The organism is Roseibium sp. Sym1 (assembly GCF_027359675.1).
Classification (GTDB): Bacteria; Pseudomonadota; Alphaproteobacteria; order Rhizobiales; family Stappiaceae; genus Roseibium.
In genome coordinates this window covers 2,222,747-2,248,762 of the sequence record NZ_CP114786.1, presented here as the reverse complement: position 1 = coordinate 2,248,762, position 26,016 = coordinate 2,222,747, and the positions used below count along the sequence as shown (strand labels likewise).

General features: G+C 61.2%; 25 protein-coding genes. 13 read left to right on the top strand and 12 right to left on the bottom strand.

Going from position 1 to position 26,016, the window contains the following annotated elements; translation table 11 throughout:
* Window positions 1–63: 63 nt before the first annotated feature.
* Entirely contained in the window at window positions 64–2,094 is a 2,031-nt protein-coding gene (locus O6760_RS10335) for a methyl-accepting chemotaxis protein (RefSeq protein ID WP_269585294.1), read from the bottom strand.
* Between the two features lie 113 nt (window positions 2,095–2,207).
* Here O6760_RS10335 and O6760_RS10330 point away from each other — a divergent pair, with 113 nt between their 5' ends.
* Window positions 2,208–3,074, top strand: coding sequence for a DMT family transporter (locus O6760_RS10330; protein WP_269585293.1), 867 nt, complete (start codon window positions 2,208–2,210; stop codon window positions 3,072–3,074).
* 10 nt (window positions 3,075–3,084) lie between these two features.
* Here O6760_RS10330 and O6760_RS10325 read toward each other — a convergent pair whose 3' ends face one another.
* A complete protein-coding gene (locus O6760_RS10325; RefSeq protein ID WP_269585292.1) occupies window positions 3,085–3,990 on the bottom strand; it encodes a YihY/virulence factor BrkB family protein in 906 nt (301 codons plus the stop codon).
* A 162-nt stretch (window positions 3,991–4,152) separates the two neighbouring features.
* On the opposite strand from O6760_RS10325, the gene O6760_RS10320 reads away from it, so the two are divergent.
* Complete coding sequence (locus O6760_RS10320; RefSeq protein ID WP_269585291.1) at window positions 4,153–5,841, top strand: acyl-CoA dehydrogenase family protein; 1,689 nt, start codon at window positions 4,153–4,155, stop codon at window positions 5,839–5,841.
* On the opposite strand, the gene O6760_RS10315 is transcribed toward O6760_RS10320, so the two are convergent.
* Complete coding sequence (locus tag O6760_RS10315; RefSeq protein ID WP_269585290.1) at window positions 5,801–6,094, bottom strand: DUF4399 domain-containing protein; 294 nt, start codon at window positions 6,092–6,094, stop codon at window positions 5,801–5,803. The two genes, O6760_RS10320 and O6760_RS10315, sit on opposite strands and share 41 nt — an antisense overlap.
* Before the next feature lie 321 nt (window positions 6,095–6,415).
* Here O6760_RS10315 and O6760_RS10310 point away from each other — a divergent pair, with 321 nt between their 5' ends.
* Window positions 6,416–6,868: a host attachment family protein gene (locus tag O6760_RS10310; protein WP_269585289.1), complete on the top strand. Its 453-nt coding sequence runs from the start codon at window positions 6,416–6,418 to the stop codon at window positions 6,866–6,868.
* Between the two features lie 87 nt (window positions 6,869–6,955).
* On the opposite strand, the gene O6760_RS10305 is transcribed toward O6760_RS10310, so the two are convergent.
* On the bottom strand, window positions 6,956–7,987 hold the full coding sequence (locus O6760_RS10305; protein ID WP_269585288.1) for a sodium:calcium antiporter: 1,032 nt from the start codon (window positions 7,985–7,987) through the stop codon (window positions 6,956–6,958).
* A gap of 211 nt (window positions 7,988–8,198) precedes the next feature.
* Here O6760_RS10305 and O6760_RS10300 point away from each other — a divergent pair, with 211 nt between their 5' ends.
* The 3 genes from O6760_RS10300 (at window position 8,199) to O6760_RS10290 (ending at window position 9,137) form a co-directional block, all read left to right on the top strand.
* Complete coding sequence (locus O6760_RS10300) at window positions 8,199–8,363, top strand: hypothetical protein (protein WP_269585287.1); 165 nt, start codon at window positions 8,199–8,201, stop codon at window positions 8,361–8,363.
* 44 nt (window positions 8,364–8,407) lie between these two features.
* Entirely contained in the window at window positions 8,408–8,656 is a 249-nt protein-coding gene (locus O6760_RS10295) for a hypothetical protein (protein WP_269585286.1), read from the top strand.
* A gap of 106 nt (window positions 8,657–8,762) precedes the next feature.
* Window positions 8,763–9,137, top strand: coding sequence for a YkvA family protein (locus O6760_RS10290; protein ID WP_269585285.1), 375 nt, complete (start codon window positions 8,763–8,765; stop codon window positions 9,135–9,137).
* 19 nt (window positions 9,138–9,156) lie between these two features.
* Here O6760_RS10290 and O6760_RS10285 read toward each other — a convergent pair whose 3' ends face one another.
* Window positions 9,157–9,612 carry a translation initiation factor IF-3 gene (locus O6760_RS10285; RefSeq protein WP_269585284.1) on the bottom strand — a complete coding sequence of 152 codons (456 nt, stop codon included), beginning with the start codon at window positions 9,610–9,612 and terminating at the stop codon, window positions 9,157–9,159.
* Between the two features lie 312 nt (window positions 9,613–9,924).
* On the opposite strand from O6760_RS10285, the gene infC reads away from it, so the two are divergent.
* From infC to O6760_RS10270, 3 genes are all read left to right on the top strand, one after another.
* Entirely contained in the window at window positions 9,925–10,464 is a 540-nt protein-coding gene (gene infC / locus O6760_RS10280) for a translation initiation factor IF-3 (RefSeq protein ID WP_269586251.1), read from the top strand.
* Between the two features lie 334 nt (window positions 10,465–10,798).
* Window positions 10,799–11,746: a LysR family transcriptional regulator gene (locus tag O6760_RS10275; protein ID WP_269585283.1), complete on the top strand. Its 948-nt coding sequence runs from the start codon at window positions 10,799–10,801 to the stop codon at window positions 11,744–11,746.
* Window positions 11,747–11,864: 118 nt separating this feature from the next.
* A complete protein-coding gene (locus O6760_RS10270; RefSeq protein ID WP_269585282.1) occupies window positions 11,865–12,233 on the top strand; it encodes a response regulator in 369 nt (122 codons plus the stop codon).
* A gap of 36 nt (window positions 12,234–12,269) precedes the next feature.
* Here the strand turns inward: O6760_RS10270 and O6760_RS10265 are convergent, their stop codons facing one another.
* From O6760_RS10265 to O6760_RS10250, 4 genes are all read right to left on the bottom strand, one after another.
* Entirely contained in the window at window positions 12,270–14,993 is a 2,724-nt protein-coding gene (locus tag O6760_RS10265; protein ID WP_269585281.1) for an ATP-binding protein, read from the bottom strand.
* A gap of 21 nt (window positions 14,994–15,014) precedes the next feature.
* On the bottom strand, window positions 15,015–16,295 hold the full coding sequence (locus O6760_RS10260) for a GGDEF domain-containing protein (RefSeq protein WP_269585280.1): 1,281 nt from the start codon (window positions 16,293–16,295) through the stop codon (window positions 15,015–15,017).
* 68 nt (window positions 16,296–16,363) lie between these two features.
* On the bottom strand, window positions 16,364–16,699 hold the full coding sequence (locus tag O6760_RS10255; protein WP_269585279.1) for an Hpt domain-containing protein: 336 nt from the start codon (window positions 16,697–16,699) through the stop codon (window positions 16,364–16,366).
* A 395-nt stretch (window positions 16,700–17,094) separates the two neighbouring features.
* Window positions 17,095–18,222 (bottom strand): porin, encoded by a 1,128-nt coding sequence (locus O6760_RS10250; protein ID WP_442969921.1) that lies wholly within the window; start codon window positions 18,220–18,222, stop codon window positions 17,095–17,097.
* A gap of 702 nt (window positions 18,223–18,924) precedes the next feature.
* Here O6760_RS10250 and O6760_RS10245 point away from each other — a divergent pair.
* Window positions 18,925–19,347 (top strand): MucR family transcriptional regulator, encoded by a 423-nt coding sequence (locus O6760_RS10245; RefSeq protein WP_269585277.1) that lies wholly within the window; start codon window positions 18,925–18,927, stop codon window positions 19,345–19,347.
* A gap of 173 nt (window positions 19,348–19,520) precedes the next feature.
* On the opposite strand, the gene O6760_RS10240 is transcribed toward O6760_RS10245, so the two are convergent.
* Complete coding sequence (locus O6760_RS10240) at window positions 19,521–20,444, bottom strand: GlxA family transcriptional regulator (protein ID WP_269585276.1); 924 nt, start codon at window positions 20,442–20,444, stop codon at window positions 19,521–19,523.
* A 97-nt stretch (window positions 20,445–20,541) separates the two neighbouring features.
* Between O6760_RS10240 and O6760_RS10235 the strand changes: the two genes are divergently transcribed.
* Window positions 20,542–21,387 carry an MBL fold metallo-hydrolase gene (locus tag O6760_RS10235; protein ID WP_269585275.1) on the top strand — a complete coding sequence of 282 codons (846 nt, stop codon included), beginning with the start codon at window positions 20,542–20,544 and terminating at the stop codon, window positions 21,385–21,387.
* 153 nt (window positions 21,388–21,540) lie between these two features.
* Here the strand turns inward: O6760_RS10235 and O6760_RS10230 are convergent, their stop codons facing one another.
* Window positions 21,541–22,548, bottom strand: a complete 1,008-nt coding sequence (locus O6760_RS10230; protein ID WP_269585274.1) for a Gfo/Idh/MocA family protein — start codon at window positions 22,546–22,548, stop codon at window positions 21,541–21,543.
* 123 nt (window positions 22,549–22,671) lie between these two features.
* Window positions 22,672–23,580, bottom strand: a complete 909-nt coding sequence (gene ppk2 / locus O6760_RS10225; RefSeq protein WP_269585273.1) for a polyphosphate kinase 2 — start codon at window positions 23,578–23,580, stop codon at window positions 22,672–22,674.
* Window positions 23,581–23,763: 183 nt separating this feature from the next.
* Between ppk2 and O6760_RS10220 the strand changes: the two genes are divergently transcribed.
* Both O6760_RS10220 and O6760_RS10215 read left to right on the top strand, forming a co-directional pair.
* Entirely contained in the window at window positions 23,764–24,411 is a 648-nt protein-coding gene (locus tag O6760_RS10220; protein ID WP_269585272.1) for a TetR/AcrR family transcriptional regulator, read from the top strand.
* A complete protein-coding gene (locus O6760_RS10215) occupies window positions 24,408–26,015 on the top strand; it encodes a carboxyl transferase domain-containing protein (RefSeq protein WP_269585271.1) in 1,608 nt (535 codons plus the stop codon). The genes O6760_RS10220 and O6760_RS10215 overlap by 4 nt, the downstream gene beginning before the upstream one ends.
* Window position 26,016: the final 1 nt, after the last annotated feature.

The window sequence follows — 26,016 nt, the reverse complement described above, 5'->3', positions numbered from 1 at the left end:
GTCGGAAATTTTGGTGTTCGTATCTTGCGCCAAAAGCCGGCGATTCATGCCGGGCCGAAGGCCTCAGGCGCTGCGTACACCCTTCAGGAATTCGGCGACTTCCTGCCGGATCAGCGTGCCCTGCCGGCCGAGCAACTCCGCAAGTTGCTCGACTTCCGAGCCGTTCGAACGCGCCAGCTCCGCCGCGGAGCCGACAGCTTCCATGCGGGTCACCCCTTCCTCCGCCCGGTTCGACGCGCTGGAGACGTTGTGGGAGATAACCTGCACCGCTTCGTCCTGCTGCTGCACGGCAGCGGCCACGGCAGACGCAAGCCCTTCCATGTCGGAGATGATCCCGTTGACGTCCTCGATCGCCTGGACCGCCTGGCCCGACGATCCCTGGATCGCCTCGATCTGGGTGGCAATGTCCTCGGTTGCTTTCGACGTCTGTTCGGCAAGCTGCTTGACTTCCGCGGCAACCACCGCGAAGCCCTTGCCGGCTTCGCCTGCCCTGGCCGCCTCGATGGTGGCATTCAGGGCGAGCAGGTTGGTCTGGTTGGCAATGTCGCGGATCAGGCCCATGACCTCGCCGATCCGGTCGGCGGCGCCGGACAGCTCCTGCATCGTCGTCACCGTCGAAGACGCGCTCCTCACGGCCTGCTGGGCCACTTCGGTCGATCTGTTCGCTTGTCCGGCCACTTCCGCGATCGACACTGCAAGTTCCTCCGCCGAATGAGCGGCGGATGTCACGTTCTCCGCGGCCGTGCGCACGGCGTCGGCCGCCTCCCCTGACTGGGTGGCCACATCGTCGGCGGACTGTTCCATGGATTGTGAGGTCTGCCCCAGTTCACCATTGGCCCGGTCCAGACTGTCGAGAGCGGTGGAAACCGTGCCCTCGAACCGGCTGATCAACCCGTCGAGATGCGCAACCCGGTCCTCGCGGTTCCGGTTTTCCTGGTCTTTCGCTCTGGCAAGTTCCTCGCGTTCCAGCGCATTGTCCCGAAACACCTGCACAGTGCGGCTCATCGAGGCCAGTTCGGTGGTGCCGGACATTTCAGGAAGATCGAGTTCCGTCTGGCCACTCGCCAATGCCTCCATGGCAACCTGCAACCGCGCCAGCGGACGCGCCACCGACTGACCGATCAGCCAGGCGATCGCCGGCAGGAGGAACAGGAGAACCATGATCGCGCCGCCAATCGCGTAGGCCGCGATTGAACGCGCGCTTGCCAGCTGCGCCGCGGCTTCCTTCTGCATTTCGGTCGAGGCCGCGCTCAGGGACTCGATATGCGGCGGCACCAGGTCGAACAGGTCGTTCAGCAACTGTTTCTGCCTGGCCTTGTCGGACTGCGCCGCGGTGTACTCGTCAAACGTGGCCTTGTATTTGGCCATGTTGTCGGCGAATTCCTTCTTGATCGAATCCGAGATGTAAACCTTCTTCAGGTGCTTCTCGAACGCTTCAAATTGCGTTTTGAACGCCTCCAGTGACTCAGGCGTGTTGTTGAGGGTGAATTCCTTCTCCGCAAGCTGCACAGCCAGGATGGCGCGGGCGAGCTTTTCGAAATCGGGACCACCGCCATACGTCATCTCTTCCGCGAGGCGGTCCTTGACGGCACCGGTGAACCCGTTGAGGTCCGCCAGCTGGCCCTGCGTCGCGTCATATCCGATTTTCTGCACAACCGCGTCGAGCATCTCGAAGGCCCCCATCGTGCCCGACAACGTGTCCCGGACATCGGCGACCTCCACCGAATAGGCCGCCGCGGCCGGGTTTGCCTCCACGTCGGCAAGGAAACCGTTGGCCTTGTCGAGTTCGGCTGTGAAAGCGGCGAAACTCTCCGCAGACGGCGCACCGATATAGTGCTCTTCCTTGGCCCTGAGGTTTGCACCGGACTCGGAGAGCCTGCCGACCTGTTCGGCCAGAAGGGAACTGTCCCCCATGCGTGCGAAAGCGGAGTTCAACTCGCTCTGGCTCCAGAAGAACACCCCACCGATAGCCAGCAAGCCGACAATCGTGAACAGGCTCAAGGCGAGGATCCTGACCTTGACGGACAGGTTGAACAGGAATTGAAAAGGTGATTGAGATCCGAAGGTCACCAGCGTATGTCCCTTTACACGCACGTTGGCCTCGTAGGGTTCGCTAAATTTGCCAATTTACGGTTAACGTCCCCGCAGTCACACCCGCACGGCACGCTCCCGTAACGGCAGTTTTCCCTGGATCCTTGAGGTCTCGATTGATATCGCTCGCAAGACTCGCACCGGCCATTTTCGTCCTGTTGTGGTCAACCGGTTTCATCGGCTCAAAACTCGGTGCTCCCTACATCGATCCCATGGTGTTCCTGACCGTGCGGTTCGTCGCTGTCCTGCCGGTGCTGATTGTGCTGGCGCTGTTCATGGCCAGGTCCTGGCCGAGAACACTCTCCGGGATCGGCCATTGCATTGTCACCGGCATGCTGGTCCACGGCATCTATCTCGGCGGGGTCTTCTGGGCGATCAAACAGGGCATGCCCGCCGGGTTGTCGGCGATCATCGTCGGTTTGCAGCCGGTGCTGACGGCCCTGATGGCGGTCGCGCTGCTGAGCGAGAGGATCTCCGGAAAACACTGGCTCTCCATGGCGATCGGAGCTGCCGGACTTGCGCTTGTCCTCGGTCCGAAATTCGATGCGAGCGGCTCGGGCATCACCCTGGCGACCATTGGCGTGGTGTTCATCGCGGTCGCCGCCATCAGCCTCGGCACGGTTTACCAGAAACGCTTCGTGCAGCAGACCGACCTTCTCGCAGCCACCGTCTGGCAGTATGTCGGCGCCCTTCTTGTGACGGCGCCGCTCACCCTGACGGAGAGCTGGCGGATCACCTGGTCCGGCGAGCTGGTCTTCGCCATGGCCTGGCTTGTGCTGGTGCTTTCCGTCGGCGCCATCCTGCTGCTGATGCTGCTGATCCGTGAAGGCGCGGTGTCCAAGGTCGCCAGCCTGTTCTACCTGGTCCCGGTCGCCACCGCCGTGGAGAGCTATCTCCTCTTCGACGAGACCCTGACCTATGTGCAGGTTGCCGGCATGGCCCTCGTGATCGGGGCGGTGCTGACCATCCGCAAGGCACGCTAGCGTCCGGCCCCTAGAAATCGGGCGGTGTCGCCTCGGCCGGCACTGCCATGACCCGGCGGTCCTTCTGCCGTTGCCAGTAGCGCCGCTGCCGCGAGATCGCGGCATTGAGCTCTCCACCCAGAATGAACACCAGCGCGCAGATATAAAGAAAGATCAGCGCGGTCATGATGCCCGCGAGGCCGCCATAGGTGGACACATAATTGGCGAAACTCGCCAGATAGGCACCGAAGGCACTGCCGGCAACGATCCACATGACCAGCGTTGCCAGCACGCCCGGCCACAGGTCCCGGAACCTGCGCCTGCCGGACGGCAGCAGCCAATGGGTAACGAACAGGCCAATGATCAGCAGCGACCCGGCCAGCGTGAACCGCGCCACATTGATCGAAACGAGAAAGGATTCCACCTTGGGTGCATAGGCCGTCAACGCCTCCAGCCCGAGCGGAGCCAGGACGACGAGGAACGTGTAGGCCAGCAGGATGCCGGCCCCTAGAAGAACAAGGGCCAGGGACTGAAGCCGCAGCAATATGAACGAGCGGTGCTCGTTCTGCCGATAGGCCCGGTTCAGCGCCGTGCGCAATGCCTCGACGCCGTTCGAGGCAAACCACAGCGCCGCCACCGCACCAAAGGTCAGAAGGTCACCGCGGCGCACGGTCAGAACATTTTGCACCTCGCGGACGACGGGTGAGGCGACGCTCTCCGGCCAGGCGTCGAACAGCAGATCCGAAACGGTGTCCGCCGCTCCGGTCATGCCGAAGAAGGCCGCGAGAGACGCTATGAAAATCAGCAGCGGAAACACGGCAAGGAGCCCGGAAAGGGCAACGTGGCTGGCCATGGCGAAGCCGTCATCGCGGGCGAAATGGCCGATAGCGTCCTTCAGGACGGCATAGATCACCTGGACTGTCTTTCGGACGCTCATGGGCATTGATGTGGCCTTTGCAGGAGCCGTCCGTCAAGTCCGCGTGTCAAAATCCCCTCGTCCGAAAGGTCTATAAATTCGCCCTCGACAAATGACGGTGTGCAACGCAACATAGCTTCAACAAAAGGCGCCCAGGCGCAACAAATGAAAACGGAGATAGCCATGTCCACCGCAGCCCTTCCGGCGGCAGAAAATCGGGAATCCCTTAACGGGCGCTCGGAAGCAGCCGTCGTCACGCTCGACCACCTGCTTAATCTTGCAGCGCAACGGGTGCGCGCGCAGGTGACGAGCGACGGCCGCATTTCCTCCGCGCGGATGGAAGAGGAACAGCGGGCCACCCACGGCCTCGCCTGGCTGGCAACCTATGTCGAGGCTCTGCGCCAGCTGGACGCCTATGCCCGCCGCCTGTCCGCCGAAGGCCGTTACGGTTCCCTGGAAGACCTGATCGTTCAGCTCGGCTTTGCCGAATACCTGGCCCAGATTTTCGGCGGCATCCCGATGAACCAGGGTGAATTCGTGCGGCTGGCCGATCTCGGCCTGACCCACAGCGAGGTCGAGGAGTTCTACACGGACGAGATCGCCGCGCTGGTCGAGACCGGAAACACGCCGGGCATCCGCGCCGAGATCACCCGGCTGATCCGCGACCAGGCCGGCCATTCCACCTTTGGCGACCCGGGTCTCGACGAGACCATGGAGCAGATCCGCAACGAGATGCGCCGCTTTGCCGAAGGAACGGTCGTGCCGCACGCCCACGAATGGCATCTGAACAACGACTACATTCCGCTCGAGGTCATCGGCCAGATGTCCGAACTCGGCGTGTTCGGACTGACCATCCCGGAAGAATACGGCGGTCTTGGCCTCGGCAAGGAGGCCATGTGCGTGGTGTCCGAGGAACTGTCACGCGCCTATATCGGCGTCGGTTCCCTGGGCACACGCTCGGAAATCGCCGCCGAACTGATCCTGTGCGGCGGCACGGAAGACCAGAAACAGCACTGGCTGCCGAAGATCGCCTCCGGCGAAATCCTGCCCACCGCCGTCTTCACCGAACCCAACACGGGTTCCGACCTGGCCTCCCTGAAGACCCGCGCGGTCAGGGATGGCGACACCTGGAAGGTTTCCGGCAACAAGACCTGGATCACCCACCCGGTGCGCGCCGATATCATGACGCTGCTGGCCCGCACCAATCCGGACGAGCCGGGCTACAAGGGCCTGTCGATGTTCATTGCCGAAAAGCCGCGTGGCACCGACGAGGACCCGTTCCCCGCCGAAGGCATGAGCGGCGGCGAGATCGAGGTGCTCGGCTATCGCGGCATGAAGGAATACGAGATCGCCTTTGACGGCTTCGAGGTCAAGGGCGAGAACCTGCTCGGTCAGGTCGAGGGCGAAGGCTTCAAGCAGCTGATGCAGACCTTCGAGGGTGCCCGCATCCAGACGGCGGCCCGCGCCCTGGGCGTCGCCCAGTCGGCTCTCGATCTCGGCCTCAAATATGCCGAGGAACGTGTCCAGTTCGGAAAGTCCCTGGTCAATTTCCCGCGCGTCTCCGACAAGCTGGCATTGATGACGGTGGAGCTGATGATTGCCCGTCAGCTCACCTATTTTTCGTCCTGGCAGAAGGACAGCGGCAAGCGCTGCGACCTGGAGGCCGGCATGGCCAAGCTGCTCGGCGCACGCGTCGCCTGGGCGGCGGCGGACAATGCCCTGCAGATCCACGGCGGCAACGGCTTTGCCCTGGAATACGCCATTTCGCGCGTCCTGTGCGACGCCCGCATCCTCAACATTTTCGAGGGGGCGGCGGAAATCCAGGCCCAGGTCATCGCCCGGCGTCTCCTGGAAACCCGCGGCAACGCCTGAGGACTGCGGCAGGGGCGCGCGTCACGCGTGCCCCGCGCCTGATCAACAGGCGGGACAAGGCGCGCGCCTCGTTGCGGCACCGCCGCTGGCCCCATTTCGCGGGGATCGGCCCGTTCAGCTCCCTGTCCTCGATCGCCTCGTCGATGATCAGATGATGGTGGCCGGTGTTTTCCTTCTCGGTCCCCGCCGGCACCACCATGCCGGACAGGCCGGACTTGATCGTGACAGGGGCCTTGACGGCGGCTCCGACCACCTTGAGGTCGAACGAAATGGCGCTTCACGCCTTCTGGCGCCGAGGGCTCTCCGGCAGCGGCCGGCAGACCGGACGTGAGCGATGCCGCCAGTGAAAAAGATGGATTTCACGACGGTTCTCCCTGCCGTGGTTCCCCCTTTTCCGCCCGCACATGGTAGGATGCGCCGAACAGGATTTCGGCGAAAGTGACAAGGATCCATTTTCGACCTACTTGCGGCTCCCGATTGGCCTCGGGATCGGCGCCCAAAGCGTTTTCCGTCCAGGAACGGAATTGCCCCTCACCCGTTTTCCCGTCACCATCCTTCAAAACAGGAGACAGGCATGAAAGATCGGATCCGCTTGAAACAAAAGGGCTGGGTCGTCGTGGCCGATGGCACCAAGGCTCTCTTCCTGGAAAACGCCGGAAGCGAGTTTTCACCTCGTCTCACGGTCTTCAGGAAGGAAACGCAGGACAACCCGGCCAACCGGGATCAGACCTCGGACCGTCCCGGCCGCTTCAATGACGGCCCCCAGACCCATCGCAGCGCCGTATCCGAAGCCGACTGGCATCAGCTTGCCGAGGACAATTTCGCGGCGGATCTTGCCGACACGCTTTACAAGCGCGCTCACAAGGGCAAGTTCGATGCCTTGGTCCTCGTGGCCGCGCCCTCGGTTCTCGGGGAAGTGCGCAAGCAGCTGCACAAGGAGGTCAGAGACCGGATCATTGCCGAGATCGACAAGGATCTGACCAACCACCCGGTCGATGAAATCGAGAAGATCGTCTTCAGCGCCTGAACCTCGGCCCCTCCACGCTTACCCTTGCAGATCTGGCACGCCGGCACCGGCTTTCGGAGCCGGCGCCCTGCGGACACGGTGCGGGACTCAGGTCAGCACCTGCAGGGCGACCGCACCGGCATAGACAGCCAGGATCGACGCACTTTCAAACCCGATCCGGGCCGGACCGTCTTTCTGGCGCACCACGAGGCCGAGCAGCAGAATGCTCGTCATGACCAGCCCCACCGCCAGCCAGAAAAAGTCCGCACCGGAGACGGCGTGGTAGAGCGAGCCCTCGCGGTAGGCGATGTCCGACAGGGTTAGAAACAGCGTGTCGAAGGTGTTGCCCCCGATAATGCCGCCGACGGCCAGTTGCAGCGCGCCGCGATGCACGGCGGCAAGCGTGGTGACCAGCTCCGGAAGCGATGTCACAACCGCCGTCAGCAGGGCCCCGACAAGGGAGGCCGACAGGCCGTAGCGGTCGGTCAGCTCACCGGCCACCCGCGAAATGGTCCAGCCCATCAGGCCGAGAACGATCATCAACGCCGCGAAGGAAAGCAGCAGACCCAGGTTGCTCCGGGTGTCGCCCTGGTCTTCGTCCGGCTCGTCCGGGCGCGTCTCGAACGTATCGACAACGCGCCACATGGGCTGGTCGCGCACCTCGCGCAGGGCGAACAGGCCGGCAATGTAAACGCCTACCAGGACGAGTGACGCCGGATGTACGCCGAGGAGGCTGATGTCCGGCCCTGTATAGGCAACGACGGGGATCGACAGCATCAGCAGCAGCAGAGCGCTCTGGAAAACGCTCGCAAGGTCCGCGGCCACATGTTCCAGGTTCGCCCGTCTGTAGATCACGTCGGCAATCGCAAGGAAGGCGGTTTGCGCGGCAATGCCGCCGACCGCGTTGGAGAATGCAAGGGACGTGCGTCCGTCGAGCGCCGCGGTCACGGACACGACGGTGCCCGATAGGGACGTCGCGGCGCCGAGCAACACGCCGCCGACGAGTGCCTCTCCGAAACCTGTCCGGTCAGCGATGCGGTCCGCCAGATGCGTCATGCGCACACCGGCGAGAAAAATGACAAGACCGGCGCCGACAAACATCGTCAACAGTGTCCAGCCTGGCAGATCGCCGAATTGCATTACGTCTTCTGTCCTTCTGCCCAAGCGCCGGCTGAACACCCCGTGCCGGGATCAATCCGGTCGCGCCCTTTGGGACAAAACGGATGACAGCCGCCAAAGTTCCCCTGTCAACCACTTCCGGCAAGGGAACAAATCCGGCGCTGGGGCGTTTTCCAGATACAACCCGGCCCCCGGCCGTCCTTCAACCCAAGCGCATGTGAAGGCTGAAGACATGATTTATCAAGGCTTTGACTCCGGTGCCGAGCGGCACAATGCCATCCTGCAGGAACGGATCAGGACGAGGGAGGCACAGGACTGGAAACGTCTTGCGCTCGGTTTTGGCCTGAGCGGAGTTCTCCTGTCGCTGCTCGCCCTGGTCTTCCTGCTTCGATATTGACGCCACCGCTCGAAATCGCGTGGGGAGCCACAAGGAGACACATCATGACCAACCCCATTACCGACCGGATTGCCCGTATCCTGAAAGACGACACGCGGACGGCCAACGCCCGCATCGGCGATCTGCTGACGCTGCGCGCGGATGCCCGCGCACTCCAGCGCGCCGCAAGCGAAAGCCCGATGGGAACCGAAGATGCGTCGGACACGGGCCTTCGCCAGATCGACAGGGCCCTTGAGAAACTGGGCTACCGCGACCACGCGAAGGCCGACGAGGAAAGCGCCGCGACGCTCTAGCAGGGGGACCCGGAATTCGGCCGAATCTTGCACCCGCGGGCCCGGAGATTGAACACACCGGCTTCAGAACCTATCTTTATTTGAAGAGCAGGAGGCAGGCGCGTTCATGAACACCACCTTTGAAGACCTCGGCTTCGACCCCGAGATTCTCGGTCCCGAGGAAGAGCAGACGATCACGGTCCGGCAGAAACTGCTGGCCACCGCCAAGAAAGCTGCACGCCAGGTCCCCTTCATGGAGGATGTGGTCGCCGGCTATTATTGTGCGCTCGACCCGGCGACGCCCACCAAGGTGAGGGCGACGCTGATGGCGGCACTTGCCTATTTCGTGCTGCCGGTTGACACCATTCCCGATTTCATCCTGGGCGTCGGCTTCGGCGACGATGCGACCGTGCTGATGGCGGCCTTCGCAATGATCCGGAGCCACATGCGCGCAGATCACTATGACGCCGCGCGTGAAGCCCTCAAGGACGACACGCTGTAACCCCGGTCCGGCGCCTGTCTCAGGGTTTTGGCTGCGAACCGGCTTCGGAACGTGCCGCTCCCTGCCAGCATCCGGATGTGCGTCCGGCAACCAGCCAGTACACCAGACCGGCAATGAAACCCGCCGCAAGAGCGACGGCACTGCCCGGCCGGACCGCCTCGCCCCCTGCCGGACCGCCAAGGGTCCAGAGCGCGAAGGCCAGTGCGCCTGCCGCTCCGACGTGAAAGATCAGGCTGCGCAGCCGTGCCGCCTCGGCCAGGGTGACCAGGACGGCCGCCGGCACAAGCGCCGTTGCACCGACCACGCTCGCCGTTACCAGTCCTGTCCCGATGGTGGCGGCGAAACCGACGGGATCGAGTTCCGGCCCCCCGGCGCGAAAAAAGCCCCAGGCAAGGAACAGACCGCACGAAAGGACGGCGGCAATGAAGCCGATCACCACTTTCAGGAGCTGAAAGAGAAATTTTCCACCGTCCAAGAGCGAAGCCCTTCCTTGAAGGAGATGCACAGACCCCTTACTTGAGCCTGCACCGGGCCGAATGCAACCGCTCTTTGACAGCGGCATGCGACCCGTTGAATCAGGAAGGCCGCGCAGGAGGGAAACGAATTCACCGTCCACCCCGCCGAAATCGCTGTTTTCGGTTGACTTTTTGCCGGTTTCACTGGAGCTTAGGGGATGGCGTCAGGCCATGCACGTGCAATCCCCTTGGTACAGATGTTCCGAGGCTTTTCGTGTAGGAACCGAGCCAGTTCCTGACGCTGTGTTGAAATTATAGAGGAGTTTGCGACCATTCGCCGTCCGTTCCGCGCCCCGCCTCCTACGAAGGAAGGCCCGCGCACAAACCAAGAAATTCGCGTACGCGAAGTCCAGCTGATTGATCACGAAGGCGCCAACCGTGGCGTCGTGCCGACAGAGGAGGCGATGGACATCGCCCTGGATGCAGGACTGGATCTTGTTGAAATCCAGCCGAACGCAAATCCGCCCGTCTGCAAGATCCTGGACTATGGCCGGTACAAATACCAGGCCCAGAAGAAAGCCGCAGAAACCCGCAAGAAACAGAAGACCGTCGAGATCAAGGAGATCAAGATGCGTCCGAACATCGACACCCATGACTATGAGGTGAAGATGAGGAACATGCTGCGTTTCTTCAATGACGGAGACAAGGTGAAGGTTACGCTTCGCTTCCGGGGCCGCGAGATGGCGCACCAGGATCTGGGCTTGAACCTCCTGAACAAGGTCCGCGAGGAAACCAACGAGATCGCCAAGGTCGAATCCTCGCCCAAGCTGGAAGGTCGCCAGATGGTGATGGTGCTTGCACCGCTCAAGTAAGGGCAGCTTGGCACCAGAGAATTTCGAAAACCCCGCCCTGGCGGGGTTTTCTTGTTTTGGCGCCGTGTCACACCGCTATCTGTCCAGCGGAAACATCTGCATCATGGACTGAACGTCGCATTCACTGGCAAAGGCCCCGGGCCTGGACGTCAACAGGTCATGGAGACAGGCGCGCCGCTCTTCGCGTGTGCTGTCGGGTTTGACGGAAGGTTTCCACGACCGCCATTTTACCAGGAGACAGGGCCACCAGGACTGGCTGTGAAAGCCGTTCGAAGCTGTAATCACTGGCATTTTTCCCAACCTTCAAACGTGTTTCGCTGGCCGTGAGGTTATCGTGGCGAACATTGCTCTGGTATCCGCCGCGGCGTTGTGTTGCTCTACAAATATGAAGAGCCGCATTTCCAACTGGACGGATATAGAGGCGTTCCTGGCCGTGTTCAGGGAGGGGTCGACGCTGGCCGCATCGCGGCAACTGGGCATCGCCCAGCCGACCGTGGCCCGCCGGATCGAGACGCTTGAGCATCAGTTGAACCTGATCCTGTTCGACCGGGACACACGCGGCTTCCACCCCACCCGGCAGGCCCGGTCGCTTCTTGCACGCGCCGAAGCTGTCGAAACGGCGATGAAGGCCCTCGAGGCAGGGGCAGCCGAACTCGCGACCTGCCGTCCAATCCGCATAACCGCGTATTCGGGAAATTTTTCACCGCGGGCCAATCGGATCTTCAGTGACTTTTCGGCCGGACATCCGGGTGTCCGGCTGGAATTTCTTCCAGGAGTGCAGACGCTCGACCTTGAGAAGGGCGAAGCCGACATTGCCCTGCGCCTGACCCGGAGCCCGCCGCCCCGTGACCTGATCTGCCGGAAGATCAGCACCGCCCGGTATTCCCTCTACGGGTCAAGAGACTATGCGGCACAACATGGCCTGCCGGGTTCCCTCGACGAACTGGGCGGCCATACCTTCGTGACATTCGAACGTGACGACGTGCCCAAAACGCTCCATGACTGGTTGTTGCGGCACATAGACCCGGCGCGGATCGCGCTCACCTTCAGCGAGGTCGATTTGATGCACGCGGCGGTCAGGTCCGGCCTCGGACTGGGCCTCATGAACCTGAGCCTGGCCGGGCAGGATCCGGACCTCCTGCGCTGCCTTGATCCAATCGAGGAACTTTCAGCGGAGCACCTCATGCTGGTGTCGAGGGAGGCCTACAAGCGGCCCGAGGTTCGCAAGTTCACCAAGTTTTTCGCGCCGAGATATGCGGAACTCTACAAGACAGACACATGAGCTTGCCACGATTCAGAGCTCGAAATAACGTAACGGTTTAGGTAGCTTAAACCCTGGAACGTTAGGGTACACACATTTCCGGAGCTTCTGCTCCCCTAAGCCGGAACGGTAAGACCATATGATCAAAGCGCTCTATGTCGATGACGACGAAGACATCGCCTCAATCGTGGAAATGTGCCTGGAAATGGACGGCGGCTTTGAGGTGAGGATCAAGCATTCGGGGAGAGACGGGGTTGTCGAAGCCATGAACTGGCGCCCTGATGTCATCCTGCTCGACTACATGATGCCTGAGCTGGACGGGCCCTCGACGCTCATTCACTTGAAAGAGCACATGACAACCAGAGCCATCCCGGTGATATTCATTACCGCAAAGTCGATGCGCGAAGATGTTTCGATGCTTCTGGAAATGGGAGCCATCGGGGTGATCTCGAAACCCTTCGACCCGGAGACGCTCGCAGCGGACATCAAGGCTCTGGTCACCGGCTAGGTTCTGGTCAGGAAATAAGGATCGCCGCTTCAAGCCTCAGGCCAACTTGCGGTCAAGGCCTTTTCGGGCCAGGACCTCTTCAACGACCTTAGAGAACCGCTCGACAAACACACCGGGAGGGGTCTTGGATTTGATGAGCGTTTCATCGACATGAATGTGGTTGACATTCTCGTCGACGGCCGTGATCACGATGATCTTGGTTGCCTCGGGGTCGGGAATGCTGTTGATCAGGTCGAGTCCGTCGCCGTCCGCTATCAACCTGTCGAGTATCACGATATCGAATTGATATTTTTTAAGCAGATCCCTTGCCTCGGCAATCGTGCGGGCATGCATCAGGTCCAGATTGCTGTCCATGCCGCTTTGCAGAATGACATGAAAATCCCGGTCATCTTCCAGATGCAACCCCTTCAGCCGCCCCGGCCGGAACAGGGGCGCCAAGGAGATCTGCTCCGGCCCTTCCGCTGCGAGACGGGGAAACTCGACCCAGAAGGTCGTGCCATAGCCTTCCAGGCTGTCAAAACCGATACGCCCTTTCATCCCCTCGACAAGCTCCTTCGAGATGTTCAGGCCAAGACCCGTGCCACCCTTCTTCCGCGTCACGCTGCCGTCTGCCTGGGAAAAAGGTTCAAAAATCAGCTTTCTGAAGTTATCGGGAATGCCCTCGCCCCTGTCTTCGACTTCGATACGGGCCTGGTCTCCGGATAACCCGGTCCTGAGTGTCACCCTGCCCGAAGGACGGGAATACTTGACCGCGTTGGATATCAGGTTGGCGAGAACCTGCTGGACTTTTTCCGGATCCACTTCGACCAGCACCGCCTGCGGGTTCAGGTCCAGCACCAGCGAAATGTGCGCGTCGTCGGCATAGCCCTGATTGAGATCCGCGGCTTTGCGCATCTCTTCATTGAGATCAACACGTTCCAGGGCAAACTGGGTTTTGTGAGCCCGCAATTTCTCGAAATCCAGGATGTCGTTCACGAGCAGGATCAGCCGCTCGGTATTCTTGCGCGCCATCCCGATCAGTTTCCCTATCTTTGGCGGCAGATCCTTCGGTGCCATGGTGTCGATAAGGGTCAGCGAGCCGCGAATGGATGTCAGCGGCGTGCGCAATTCATGACTGACCGTCGAGACGAATTCCTTGCGCATCCGCTCGACTTCCTTGCGCTGGCTGATGTCGCGGATCACCCCGCTGAACTTGGTCTCGCCGTCCGCGGCCACGGCACTGATTGCAAGTTCGATCGGAAACACCCTGCCGGACTTGTCTATTGCTTCCAGTTCGCGTGTGGCCCCGAGAATGTGGCCGCCTTCTCCTTTCCGGTACCGTTCCAGATAGCTCCCGTGGTTCTCGGCGTCCTTTCCCTGCATCAGCAGGGTGACATTCTGTCCGATGATCTCGTCCTGCGCATAGCCGAACATTTTCTCGCAGCTCGGGTTGAACTGTTCGATCCGCCCGTAGGCATCGATCAGGATCAGACCATCGACGACATTGTTGACGATGGCGGAAAAGCGCGCGCGGCTTTCAACCAGCTCGATGTTCCGGTTCCGGATGGCTGCCGCCAGCTCACCGACCTCGTCGGCACGTTCGACCGGCAGGGCGCTCAGAAGTTCATCGGACCCGGACGAGCGAACCGCATTCGAAAGATCCGCCAGCGGCTGCATGAAGGACCGCGCGGCAACCACGGCCACGATTGTCGAAATCAGGACGACCAGAAATCCGGCGGCGAGGAACTCGTTCCGTGTTTTCGTGGCGGTTGCATGGAATTCGGCGCTCGGCACCTCGACGATGACACCCAGGCTGGCCGATTCCTGGGAAAAGTTGCCGGCTTCTCGCACAAAATACGCAACCCGATCCTCCGAGAAGAACAGTCCCTCGGGCGTTTCCGATTGGAGAACCTGTTGCACGATGGGGGGCACAGCCCGTGTGAACGCGTCACGGATTTCCAGGCGATAGAAGGCTTGTTTCACCGTTCCGGAATGTTCCATGAAATCCCCGCCGCCATTGACGACATAGGTACGGCGGTTCGGGTTGATATCCTGGAAGGTGGATTGAAGCATCTTCTCGTAATTGACATTGATTGCCAGGAAGCCGAAACGGTTTCCATCAATATCATCAATGGGATAGAGACCGCGCAAGGTCGGCGTTCCAGTCCCGTCGGCCTGGCCGTGTTCCCTGTTGTAGGTCACTTTGGAAAACAGAACTTTCCCCGCCGGAGCCTCTGCGGCGAGCTTGAAATACGGCTCCAGCCGTTTTTGCTGAAGCGCCTCTCCTGTCACGGAGCTGAAGCCGTTGCGCGTTCGATCGATCCGGACCAGCTCCCGTCCGGCATCGTCGATGCCGATATAACGGAATTGAAAATAGTCCGGCCTCCCGCTCAGGACGGCCTGGAAGATCGTCGCCAGACGGGAACGCCACAGTGTATCGGTTGACCCGTCATCGGGATCGATCCCACCGTTTCGCAGGCTGCGGATCAGCCCCTGGATGGGCGGGGTCTTGGCGACGGTTTCCAGATCACTTGCGATGAGATGGTAGTCCAGGCTGAATCGCTCGGACAGCAAATGCGCCTCGGAAGCGAGCTTGACCTCCGCAAGCTCCAGAGCCTCGGACTTGATCCGGGTGTAGGAAAGAGCTCCCACCGCCAGCGTCGAAAAAGCGACGCAAAACGCCGTCAGAACCATGATCCGTTTTTTCAGGCTGTTCTGATGCCAAGCCCCGTTGAGTTTGGTACCGAAACGGCCTTGTCGCTCACTCTTGCCTTCAGACATGTCAAACCCGGTTTTCTGCGGTTAGTTTTCCGACACCGCTTTGCGCCTTGCAGCGTGCCTTCGAATCCGATTTCTCCCGCCGGCCTTGGCCTCATAAAGCGCGGTGTCCGCAAGCGTCAGCAGCGCCTCGCCGCCGGTCGCTTCCCCGGACCCGGCCAGGCCACAGCTGAAAGTGACGTGAAAGGTTTCCTCTCCGGCGGCAAACTCGATCCGTTCGAATTCCTCGCGAATCCGGTCCATGGTTGTCTCCGCCTGTGCAGGGTCCGCCCCAAGAAGAAGAACGGCAAACTCTTCACCGCCATACCGGCCGATGACGTCAATGTTCCTCAGGGAACTTTTCAGCAAGGTCGCGAAGGTCTGGATGACGCTGTCGCCGGCCTGGTGACCATGGGAATCGTTGACCGACTTGAAGTGATCGAGGTCGAGAAGGGCGACCGTAAACGGGTCACGCGTGCGCGCGCTCCGGTTCAGCTCAGACGTCAGCTTCTCCTTGAAACTGACATGATTGAGCAATCCGGTCAGACCGTCACGGACCATGATCTGTCTCAGCTCGACGGCCCGGGCCGCCCGCATGCGCACAAGCTTGACCAGATAGCCTATGTCGACCGGCTTCCTGATGAAGTCGTCGCCGCCGACCGCCCTTGCCTCCTCCTGCACGTCTTTCCGGTTGATCGACGACAGAAACAGGATCGGCAGGGACGTGTGGGCCGGATCGAGCCGGATCGCCTTGGCAACATCAAGACCATTTGCCTCCGGCATGTCGATATCCATGATCACGAGATCCGGCCGGAATTCCGCTATCGCGGCTTCTGCCTGCAGCGGATTTGCGATCACGGCGACACGAAGCGCACATTCTTCCAGGGCCATCGCGTAGACAGAGGCTGTCAGTTCGTCATCGTCGATGATCAGGATGCGGGCATCGGCGACGTCCGATTCCCGTGTCTCCTCAAGGCTGGAAAACACGTCGACCGCCATCAACGGTCGCGAAAGCAGCCCCTGCGCACCATTGTGGACGGCACGGATCTTGAAACCGAACTCCCGTTCGTTGGTTGTAAGCAGCACCTTACAGGATGCACTCAGCGCCCGGCAGGCTTCCAGGTCCGGATCGCACTCCGGGTTGACCAGGGCCACCGTGCAATCCGCCGGATGTTCGCACTCCTTCAGCGCCACGACGTTGAAGCCGAGTCCGCCCAGCAACCGGGAGATTTTCAAATACTCTTCGGCCGTGTCCAGGACGACCACCGTCCTGTTGGCATGCAGCGGCTCACCGGCCCCGGACGCCTGGCGGGGCAACCTTGACATCACGTCCCGCGGACCTGTCTTGCTTGAAACATTCATCCCGGCTGGGGCCCCGTCGCTGAACACACGCTTTATTTCATCCAATCCGGTTCCGGCAGACCGGACGCCAATGTCTCGTCGATACGTCGCGTCAATTCGTTCACGGCCCCAACGATGACGTCTGATGCAGCGCCTTCATCCACCAACCGCTCAACGTTTCTGGCCGGATCCGCCAATTCCTCACATCCGAAAACCCGCGCGCTGCCGGCAATCCTGTGAGCGATGAAACGAACAACGGCGAACTTGCTCGGGTCAGCCCCTTCGTTGCCCGCGTCACCGGAGGCCAGCAATTCACGCCTGTCCTGATCCAGACGATGTTCATATGCTGAAACGAGCTGCGCCACTTTCATTTGCGAAGATTTCGCCATGATAACTCACCCAACGTTATGTATGAGATCATCGCGTAACTTCCATTAATATACTTTTACTACGCTATTTTATTGATATTTATACTAATATAATTTGAAATATTCGCAGGATTTCGGAATAGATTGTCAATTTTCCTGCGCAGTATGCCAAGAATTTCCTGCTTCGCCTGGATCCTGCCAGGACGCGATCACTGTATCGGCGCGATTATCGCAGCGGAACGCCTCGGGACCCCGGCGCGGTCGCGGAATATGCATGTGCGTGCTGACACTTTCACTTTCGTCCCTACGCTCCGGCACGCTTCTCCCGAAACGGGGACGGCCCGGCAGATTGGAGCCTGCCGGGCCGTTTGACTGACTGGAGGTGGAGGTCTTCAGTCAGAAGTCTTGGAAGGGGATCAGAACGTGCGCTGCATGCGAACGCCGAAGAGGAGCTCGTCCAGGTCGCCCTGCGTGTCGACGTCGGTATTGGCATAACCGACATCCGCACCCATCACGAAGCCCGAAACCGGCTCCCATTGAATCGAGCCGTCGATCGCGTACCGGGTCACGTCGTTCAAGCCGGTCGCGGCATCGATATCTACATAGGAGCCGTCAACGGCAAGGCCGACGGTGGACGTTGCCTGGATGTAGGCACCCGCGGAAAGGGAGTATCCGCTGGAGGTGTCGTTGCCATTGTAGTCCGCAACACCGTCATAGGTGGTGATATAGGCCAGCGCGCCATCCGCGTAGAAACCCTGGAAGAACACGTTGGAACCGGAGTTTGCGAAAGGCAGATTGACGCTCGCACCACCGCCGATAGCCCAACCGAGATCGTCCTCTCCGCTAGTGGCGTTGTTGTTGGCGACATCCGGATAGACCTGGTGAAGCGCACCGGACAACTGGGCGGTACCCCAACCCTGGGACAGGCCAAGAGCCGCGACCACGTCCGGCGCACGGGTGCCGCCATACGCGCCATATTCACGCTCGGAACGGTCTTCCAGGGCGATGGTCGCGGAGAACCCGTTGCCGAAGGCCGCGGTATAGGCGATCTGGTTGGTGGTCACGTCGGACCAGTCCCGGTCGACAACGCCGATAAACGCCTGTCCGGTGTAGATGTCGAAGTTCGACGTCGCCCGGCCCGCGGTCAAGCCGCCCCACTGGATGTAGGCGTCGTCGAGCGTCGTGCTGGTGACGCCGTTGGTGTTGCTGGTGTAGATCGAAATGTAGGAGCGCAGGGTCCCGAATTCCGTCGCGGTGCGCGCGTCGAGATAGACATAACCACGCGCCAGCCAGGAATATCCGTCCTCGTCGCGATCACTGAACGCGCCGTCGTCCAGCGTATTGTTCACGACGACCTGGGTTCTGACACGTCCACCGACCCGCAGGCAGGTCTCCGTGCCCGGGATGTAATAGAAGCGCGCGCCGTAGGCGTCGCAAACGCGCACATAGTCGACAGGCTCCGGAGCCACCGGGAGGTCGGCCGCCTGCGCGGTGGTTGCCGCCGCCAGAGACGCGGCACCGAGCATCAAGCTCTTGAGATACATCATTCAACTCCATTTCAGATTCGCACCGGGGGAAGAGGTGCTGAGAATACTTTATCTCGCCCCTCTCAGCGCTTGATCAAAACTTCCAACATATCGGGAATACATATGCCGACTTGTTGGCGCGTTTCTAAAAAGGTCGCTATCGAACCTGATTTCAAGCCTGAAAATGCCAGACATGAACATTGAATCCTAGAGTCATATTTTTACAACACTATGATTTTCATATTCTTTTCAAGTTCGATCACATCTTTGATCGCCCCCTTGAACCGCCCGAGCCAAGCCCCCATATGCTCGCCCCTTAATTTACTTAAGTTTACTTTATAATATTTATGGGCTGTATTTTCCGAATTTCTACCTGAACCATGAATTTCTCCTAGACGGGGTTCTGGATGGTCCGAAACTCTACCTTGAAATACCCCTATCCCGAAAATTTTTTGGCTGAAATTGTTAAGTTAATCTCGATTTATTGGAATATTTTTCTCGAATCGCGGCGGCGCATCACGATTTTCTTGGCGAGTACACGCAGCCGCCCGAAAAACGCCAGAAATGTCTCGAGAATTTGTTTTGTTACATTTTTATTTGCAAAAATTTTGAGCAGTACTTGAAATTTGCAGTCCTTATACAAATCTATTTTGGATCCTTATCCGGACACGCCCCGGGGCGAATCGGACGCAGCCGTAAATCGCATGACAAGGAGACCACATGCTGGATGCGGAAAATGGAATTGCACCGGAGATGAACGACCTGGTGGCGCTCACCGCAGACATCGTCTCGACCTATGTGACGAACAACAACGTCGCCGCCGCCGACCTGACCGGCCTGATACGCGATGTGCATGAAGCGCTGGAGAAAGCCGCCAACGCGCAGGCATCGCCGCAGCCGCCGCCGCTCGTTCCGGCCGTTCCTGTCCGGAGTTCCGTAACACCGGAGTACATTTTCTGCCTGGAGGACGGTCAACCCTTCAAGTTCCTGACCCGTCACCTGAAGACCAAATACAACCTGACCCCCCAGGAGTATCGGCGGAAATGGAACCTGCCCGCCACCTATCCCATGGTGGCCCCCAACTACTCGGTCAAACGTGCGGAAATGGCAAAAGAATCAAAACTTGGCCACAGGCGCGCATAGCCCGGGACACATGGCTCAATTATGACCTTTCGAATGCCCCGCCCCGGCGGGGGTTTCGGCTTTTCGCCCCCCTTGAACCGTCTACGGCGGCAGCCGGGAAACTCTCTCGTGTCACATGCCGGGCAACGTTTCTCCGCGACCAAGGCGTCCGACTGGCGCCTGGATGCAAAATGTCATGGGTCCTGACGCTGGCCTTCCCGCCGGTACTGTTCCCGGAACGCCCCCGGCGTCAGGCCCGAGAGCCGCGTGAACAGGCGCACAAAGGAGGGTGGATCGCTGTAGCCGGTCTTGTAGCAGATCTCCGCAACATTCAGCTCCGTATCGATCAGCAGATCGCGCGCACGCTCGATCCTGAGTTCCTGCAGGTAATGCTTGGGCGCAAGGCCCGTTGCCGCCTTGAACCGCCGCAGGAATGACCGGCCGGAGAGGCCGCTTGCCGACGCCATGTCGACAACCGTAACCCTGCCTTGCGCGCGCTGTTCCAGATAATGCTGCGTTTTCAGGACAGCGGCATCGCCGTGGCGCAGCTCCGGCAGGAAGCGGCGGAACCGGCGCTGGTCGCGGCGGCGGAAGTCGACGATGAAATGGCGCGCGGTCTCGACCGCCGCCGCATAGCCCAGGAACCGTTCGATCAGCGCGAGCGCCAGATCGACCCAGGCCATCAGCCCGCCGGCAGTGATCAGGTCGCCATATTCGATCAGGAGCCGGTCGGTATCGAGACAGAGATCGGGATAGGCGGCCGCGAGCCTCTGCTCCAGCCCCCAATGGGTTGTCACCTTGCGCCCGCCGGCAAGACCGGCCGCGGCAACAAAGGTCAGCCCCGTGCAGGCCGAACAGACCACGGCGCCGTTGCGGTGCTGGCGCTCAAGAAACCCCGGCAGATCCGGGACGTCCTCCGGATGCACGCCTCCCAGGGACGGCGGCAGGATCACCGCGGCATACCTGTCCGGCTCCGGCGAAAAAGCCTCCAGCACATCAAGACGGAAGGCGTCCCGTCCGTCACGGTTGGCATACCCCAGCACGTCCATGAGGCCGAGAACGGCGGACTGGAGAGCTCCCGGATAGGCAAGGATGGCAATGGCTGGCGGCTGTGTCATTTGGCTGATTTAGCATATTTATTGTCATTTGCGCCAATCGCCCTGTCCCCTTCCCCCACCTAGTCTCCAGTCCGACAGCATTTGGAAGGAGACATCAATGTTCGATCAGGCCATGGCTGCCGCGGCAGGCACCACCAGGACGGTCGGCGACCTGACGGTGACCGCCCTGCCGGACGGTTTTCTGGACATTCCCGCCGCTTATTTCGCCAATCTCGCATGCGGTGAAGCCGCGAAGGTCACGCCGACCGCCCGGTTCGGTGCCAACACCTGGCTGATCGAGGCGGGAAACCGGCGCGTTCTGGTCGATGCAGGTTCGGGCCACTGGCTCAGGGACCGTTTTCCGGCAAGTGGGGCCCTGGAGTGGAGCCGGGACGACCGGGCCGAGGACCGCGCCGCGATCACGGACATCATCGTCACGCACATGCATGCCGACCACATCGGCGGACTCGTTGCCGATGGCGTCTGCCTGTTTCCGGAAGCCGAGATCCATCTCCAGGCCGCCGAATGGGCGTTCTGGACGGACGAGGCCCTGCCGGCATCAGTCCCGGAAGACCGGCGCCCGCTGATCGCGCTGATCCAGTCGCTGGCCGCTCCGCTGAAGGACCGGGTCCGGCTGCACCAGGGCGAAACCGATCTCGGCAACGGCATCCGTCTTGAGCCCGCCCCGGGTCACACGCCCGGCCACCAGATCGTTCACCTTTCCTCCGGCCGCGAGGAAACGCTGCTCGCGGCCGATGCCGTGGTGTCCGATGCGCTGCAATTCGCCAACCCGGACATCCACTACGCCCTCGACAGCGATCCGCGGCAGGCGGCGACAACCCGCAAGGCACTGTTCGAGCGGCTCGCGGTCGAGAAGGTCCCCTTTGCGGCGACCCATCTTGCGACTGAGAAATTCGGTGTGCTTGAAAGGCAAGAAAGGGGATTCGCCTTCGCACACGTCTAGCTGTCGGGGTGCGTCAGCACCTCAAGACCAATCCGTTTTTCCTGATCCCGGCCAGGCGCAAGGCTCGGCCGGAATGCCTGGCTGAAAATTGGCGCCACAAAAAAAGTCCCGGCCGAAACCGGGACTTCTGGTCTGTCTAATAAACGGCGTGGCTCAGCCCACGCTCACCCAGCCACCCTCGTCCGCCGAGGCGAAGATGGCATCCAGGATCTTCATGTTCTGGACCGCGTCCTCGACCCCGTAGGGCAGAGCCGCGTCGCCGCTGATCGCCCGGCCGAAGACATCGACCAGCTCGGCATATTGATCGCACGGCGCGATGATCTCGGACTGCATGGAGCCGTCCCCCAGGATCGAGCCGTCGTCGAGGCGGATCTGGACGGCTTCACCCTGGGGCGCGTTGAACGGAATGACGATTTCCAGGCGCTTCTTCGTGCCGACCAGCTGAATGCGCTGATAGGGCGTCAGCTGGGTCGAGACCACGAAATTCAGATGCCGGTTGTTGCCGAAATCGAGCAGGGCGCTGGTCATCCGGTCGGTTCCGAAGTCCGGATCCCGGTCGATCAGCGAGACCACGCGTTCCGGCTCGGCCTCGAAGAAGAAGCGGCCGGCCAGCATGGTGTAGCAGCCGATGTCCAGCAGCGCTCCGCCGCCGATATCGGCCATGTTGCGGATATTGCCCGGATCGTCGTTGTAATAACTGAAGAACGTCTGGATCGCCTTGAGTTCGCCCAGCGCCCCGGAGCGCACGATCTCGCGCGCCTTCAGCCATTGCGGATGGGCCCGCACCATGAAGCCCTCGGCAACCAGCCTGTCCTTGGGCAGGTCGAGCAACTGCCTGGCTTCGTCGGCATTGAGCGCGATCGGTTTCTCGCACAGGACATGCTTGCCGGCCTTCACCGCCTGGACCGTCACCGGCACATGCATGTGGTTGGGCAGCGGATTGTAGATGGCGTCGATCTCCGGATCGGCGAGCAGCTCTTCGTAGGATCCGTAGGCCTTCGCGATGCCGAGATCGTTCGCGGCAGCCTGCGCTTTCTCCAGATCCCTGGAGGCGATGGCATGGGCCGTCCCGGTCGCGGAGACCTGGATGCCGGGAATGACCTTCTCCAGACCGATATTGGCGGTCGAAACGATCCCCCACCGGATATTCTTGTCACCCATCCTGGCATCCTTCCCTGATTTTTGAGGCACGCTACTCAAATGGCACGAACCCGCGGGAACTGCAAGGGCGGTCGAACGCCGACCGGTCGCGCCGAACGGCAGGAACCGCCTCTCGGCAGCGCCTCAGAATTTCTGCGGAACGTAGAGATGCTCGGGCAGGACCTTGCGCTCGTAGTCCTGGTTGTAGACCCGCTCGGGAAGGTGGATGGGATCGTGAGGTATATCCTCGTAGGGGATCATCGAGAGCAGGTGGCTGATGCAGTTGAGGCGCGCCTGTTTCTTGTCATTGCCCTCGACGATGAACCAAGGCGCCTCCGGAATGTTGGTGCGCTCGAACGTCTCTTCCTTGGCCTTGGTGTAATCCTCCCAGCGAACGCGGGATTCCAGGTCCATCGGCGACAGCTTCCACTGTTTCAGCGGGTCGTGGATACGCATCAGGAAGCGCAGCTGCTGCTCCTCGTCCGTAATCGAGAACCAGTATTTGATCAGCCGCACGCCGGAACGCACGATCATGCGCTCGAATTCCGGCACGTCGTTGAAGAACTGCTCGACCTGATCGTCCGACGCGAAACCCATCACGCGCTCGACACCGGAGCGGTTGTACCAGGAGCGGTCGAACAGCACCATTTCACCGGCGGCCGGCAGATGCGGCACGTAGCGCTGGAAATACCACTGGCTCTTTTCCCGGTCCGTCGGCGCCGGCAGGGCGACCACGCGGGCGACGCGCGGGTTGAGACGCTGGGTGATCCTCTTGATCACGCCGCCCTTGCCGGCCGCGTCCCGGCCCTCGAAGACGATGACGATCTTCTCGCCGGTATGCTGGACCCAGTCCTGCAGCTTCACCAGCTCTGCCTGCAGGCGCAGCAACTCGTGGAAATAGGTGTTCCGCTCGAGCGGCGACTTGTGCTTCTTTTCCGAGATGAAGGCGAGATCCTTGGCCACCAGCAGATCATCGATTTCCATTTCCAGTTCTTCGTCGAGACTGTCCGCCCATTCGGCCTCGACCCAGGTCTTTGCGCTCTCTTCGGTCATCAATCGGTCCCCTTGAAACAAATGTGGCTGTTCGTTCGAATGACTGTGAACAGCTTATCCATGTAAGTTTTTTGACAACAGACCTACTTCCCGGGCCATTCTTTGTTTCAGATCCTCCGTTCATGGAAAACCCGCTTGTAAATGAATGATCGTTCATTTATTTTACGGTCCGGGAGGAACGTGATGACCGGCGCCGCCGAAAAATCGCAGACACGTGGCCCGTCCCGTGCAAAGGGCCAGGAAACCGCCGCGCGCGTGCGCGAAGCGGCGCTGAAGCGCTTTGCCGCCTCCGGCTATGCCGCCGTCTCCATGCGCGAGATCGCCTCCGATGTCGGCGTCCGTCCCGGCGCGCTCTACAACCACTTCCCGACCAAGCAGGACATCCTGAAGGACCTGATGCTGTCCCACATGGCGGACCTGCTCAACGCGTGGGACACCTGCGATCTTGCAGAAGACATGGATCCGCTGGAACGGTTTGTGCGGTTCCATATCCGCTATCACCTGGAAAAGGCCGACGAGGTGTTCATCGCCTACATGGAACTGCGCAATCTCGAGCCGGACAATTTCGACGTGGTCGAGACCGAGCGCAGCCGCTACGAGGCAATCCTCTCTGACATCCTTGCGCAAGGGGCAGCCGCGGGGCGCTACGCGGTCGCCAATGCGCGTGTCGCCACCCGCGCCATCATTGCCATGCTGACCGGCATTCCGAACTGGTACCGCGAAGGCGGCCACCTCTCCAAACAGGACATCGAAGCGCTTTATCTTGAGCTGGTGCGCAAGGCCGTTGCACCGGACACAACCCCATCCTTGACGGGAGACCGGATGACATGAGCATCCTGAAATCGAGCCTTTCGCCCAAATCCGAGCAATTCGCCGCCAACAGGGCAGCCCATCAGGCCGCCATGGACACGGTCAAGGCGGCCGCGCAGACCGCGCTCGACGGCGGCGGCGAAACCGCCCGTCAGCGCCACGTGTCGCGCGGCAAGATCCTGCCGCGTGAGCGCGTCTCCCGCCTGCTTGATCCGGGCTCACCCTTCCTCGAAGTCGGCATGCTCGCCGCCCATGACATGTATGACGGCGCCGCCCCGGCCGCCGGCATGATCGCCGGCATCGGCCGGGTGGAAGGCCAGGAAGTGATGATCCTGGCCAACGACGCCACCGTGAAGGGTGGCACCTATTATCCGCTGTCGGTCAAGAAGCACCTGCGGGCGCAGGAAATCGCCCAGGAAAACAATCTGCCCTGCATCTACCTGGTGGATTCCGGCGGCGCCAACCTGCCCAACCAGGACGAGGTCTTTCCCGACCGCGATCATTTCGGCCGGATCTTCTACAACCAGGCCAACATGTCGGCAAAGGGCATTGCCCAGATCGCCGTTGTCATGGGCTCCTGCACCGCGGGCGGTGCCTATGTGCCGGCCATGTCCGACGAGACCATCATCGTCAAGAACCAGGGCACGATCTTCCTGGCCGGCCCGCCGCTCGTCAAGGCCGCGACCGGCGAGGAAGTCACCGCGGAAGATCTCGGCGGTGGCGACGTGCACACGCGCCTGTCGGGCGTGGCAGATCATCTTGCCCGCGATGACGCCCATGCACTTGCCCTCGCCCGCCGCGCGATCGCCAGCCTGAACCGCACCAAGACCTCGTCCGTCGCCTTGCAGACACCGGAAGACCCGCTCTACGACCCGGACGAAATCCTCGGGGTCGTGCCGGCGGACCTGAAAACGCCCTATGACATACGCGAAGTGATCGCCCGCACCGTCGACGGGTCCCGCTTCGACGAGTTCAAGGCACGTTACGGCACCACGCTGGTCTGCGGTTTTGCCCATATCCACGGCATGCCGGTCGGCATCATCGCCAACAACGGCGTTCTGTTTTCCGAGAGCGCGGTCAAGGGCGCGCATTTCGTCGAGCTCTGTTCCCAGCGCAAGGTGCCGCTGGTGTTCCTGCAGAACATCACCGGTTTCATGGTCGGCCGGAAGTATGAAAGCGGCGGCATCGCCAAGGACGGCGCCAAGCTGGTGACGGCGGTGGCGACCACCTCCGTTCCCAAGATCACCATGCTGGTCGGCGGCTCCTTCGGTGCCGGCAATTACGGCATGTGCGGCCGTGCCTACGGTCCGCGTTTCCTGTGGACCTGGCCGAATTCGCGCATTTCCGTGATGGGCGGGGAACAGGCCGCCGGCGTGCTGGCCACCGTCCGCCGCGACGGCATCGAGCGCAAGGGCGGCTCCTGGTCTGCGCAAGAGGAACAGTCCTTCAAGCAGCCGATCATCGACCAGTTCGAGGAACAGGGCCACCCGCTCTATGCCACCGCGCGCCTGTGGGACGACGGCATCATCGATCCGCGCAAGACCCGCGACATTCTCGGGCTGTCCCTGTCGGCCGCGCTGAACGCCCCGATCGGGGACACCCGCTTCGGCCTGTTCCGGATGTAGG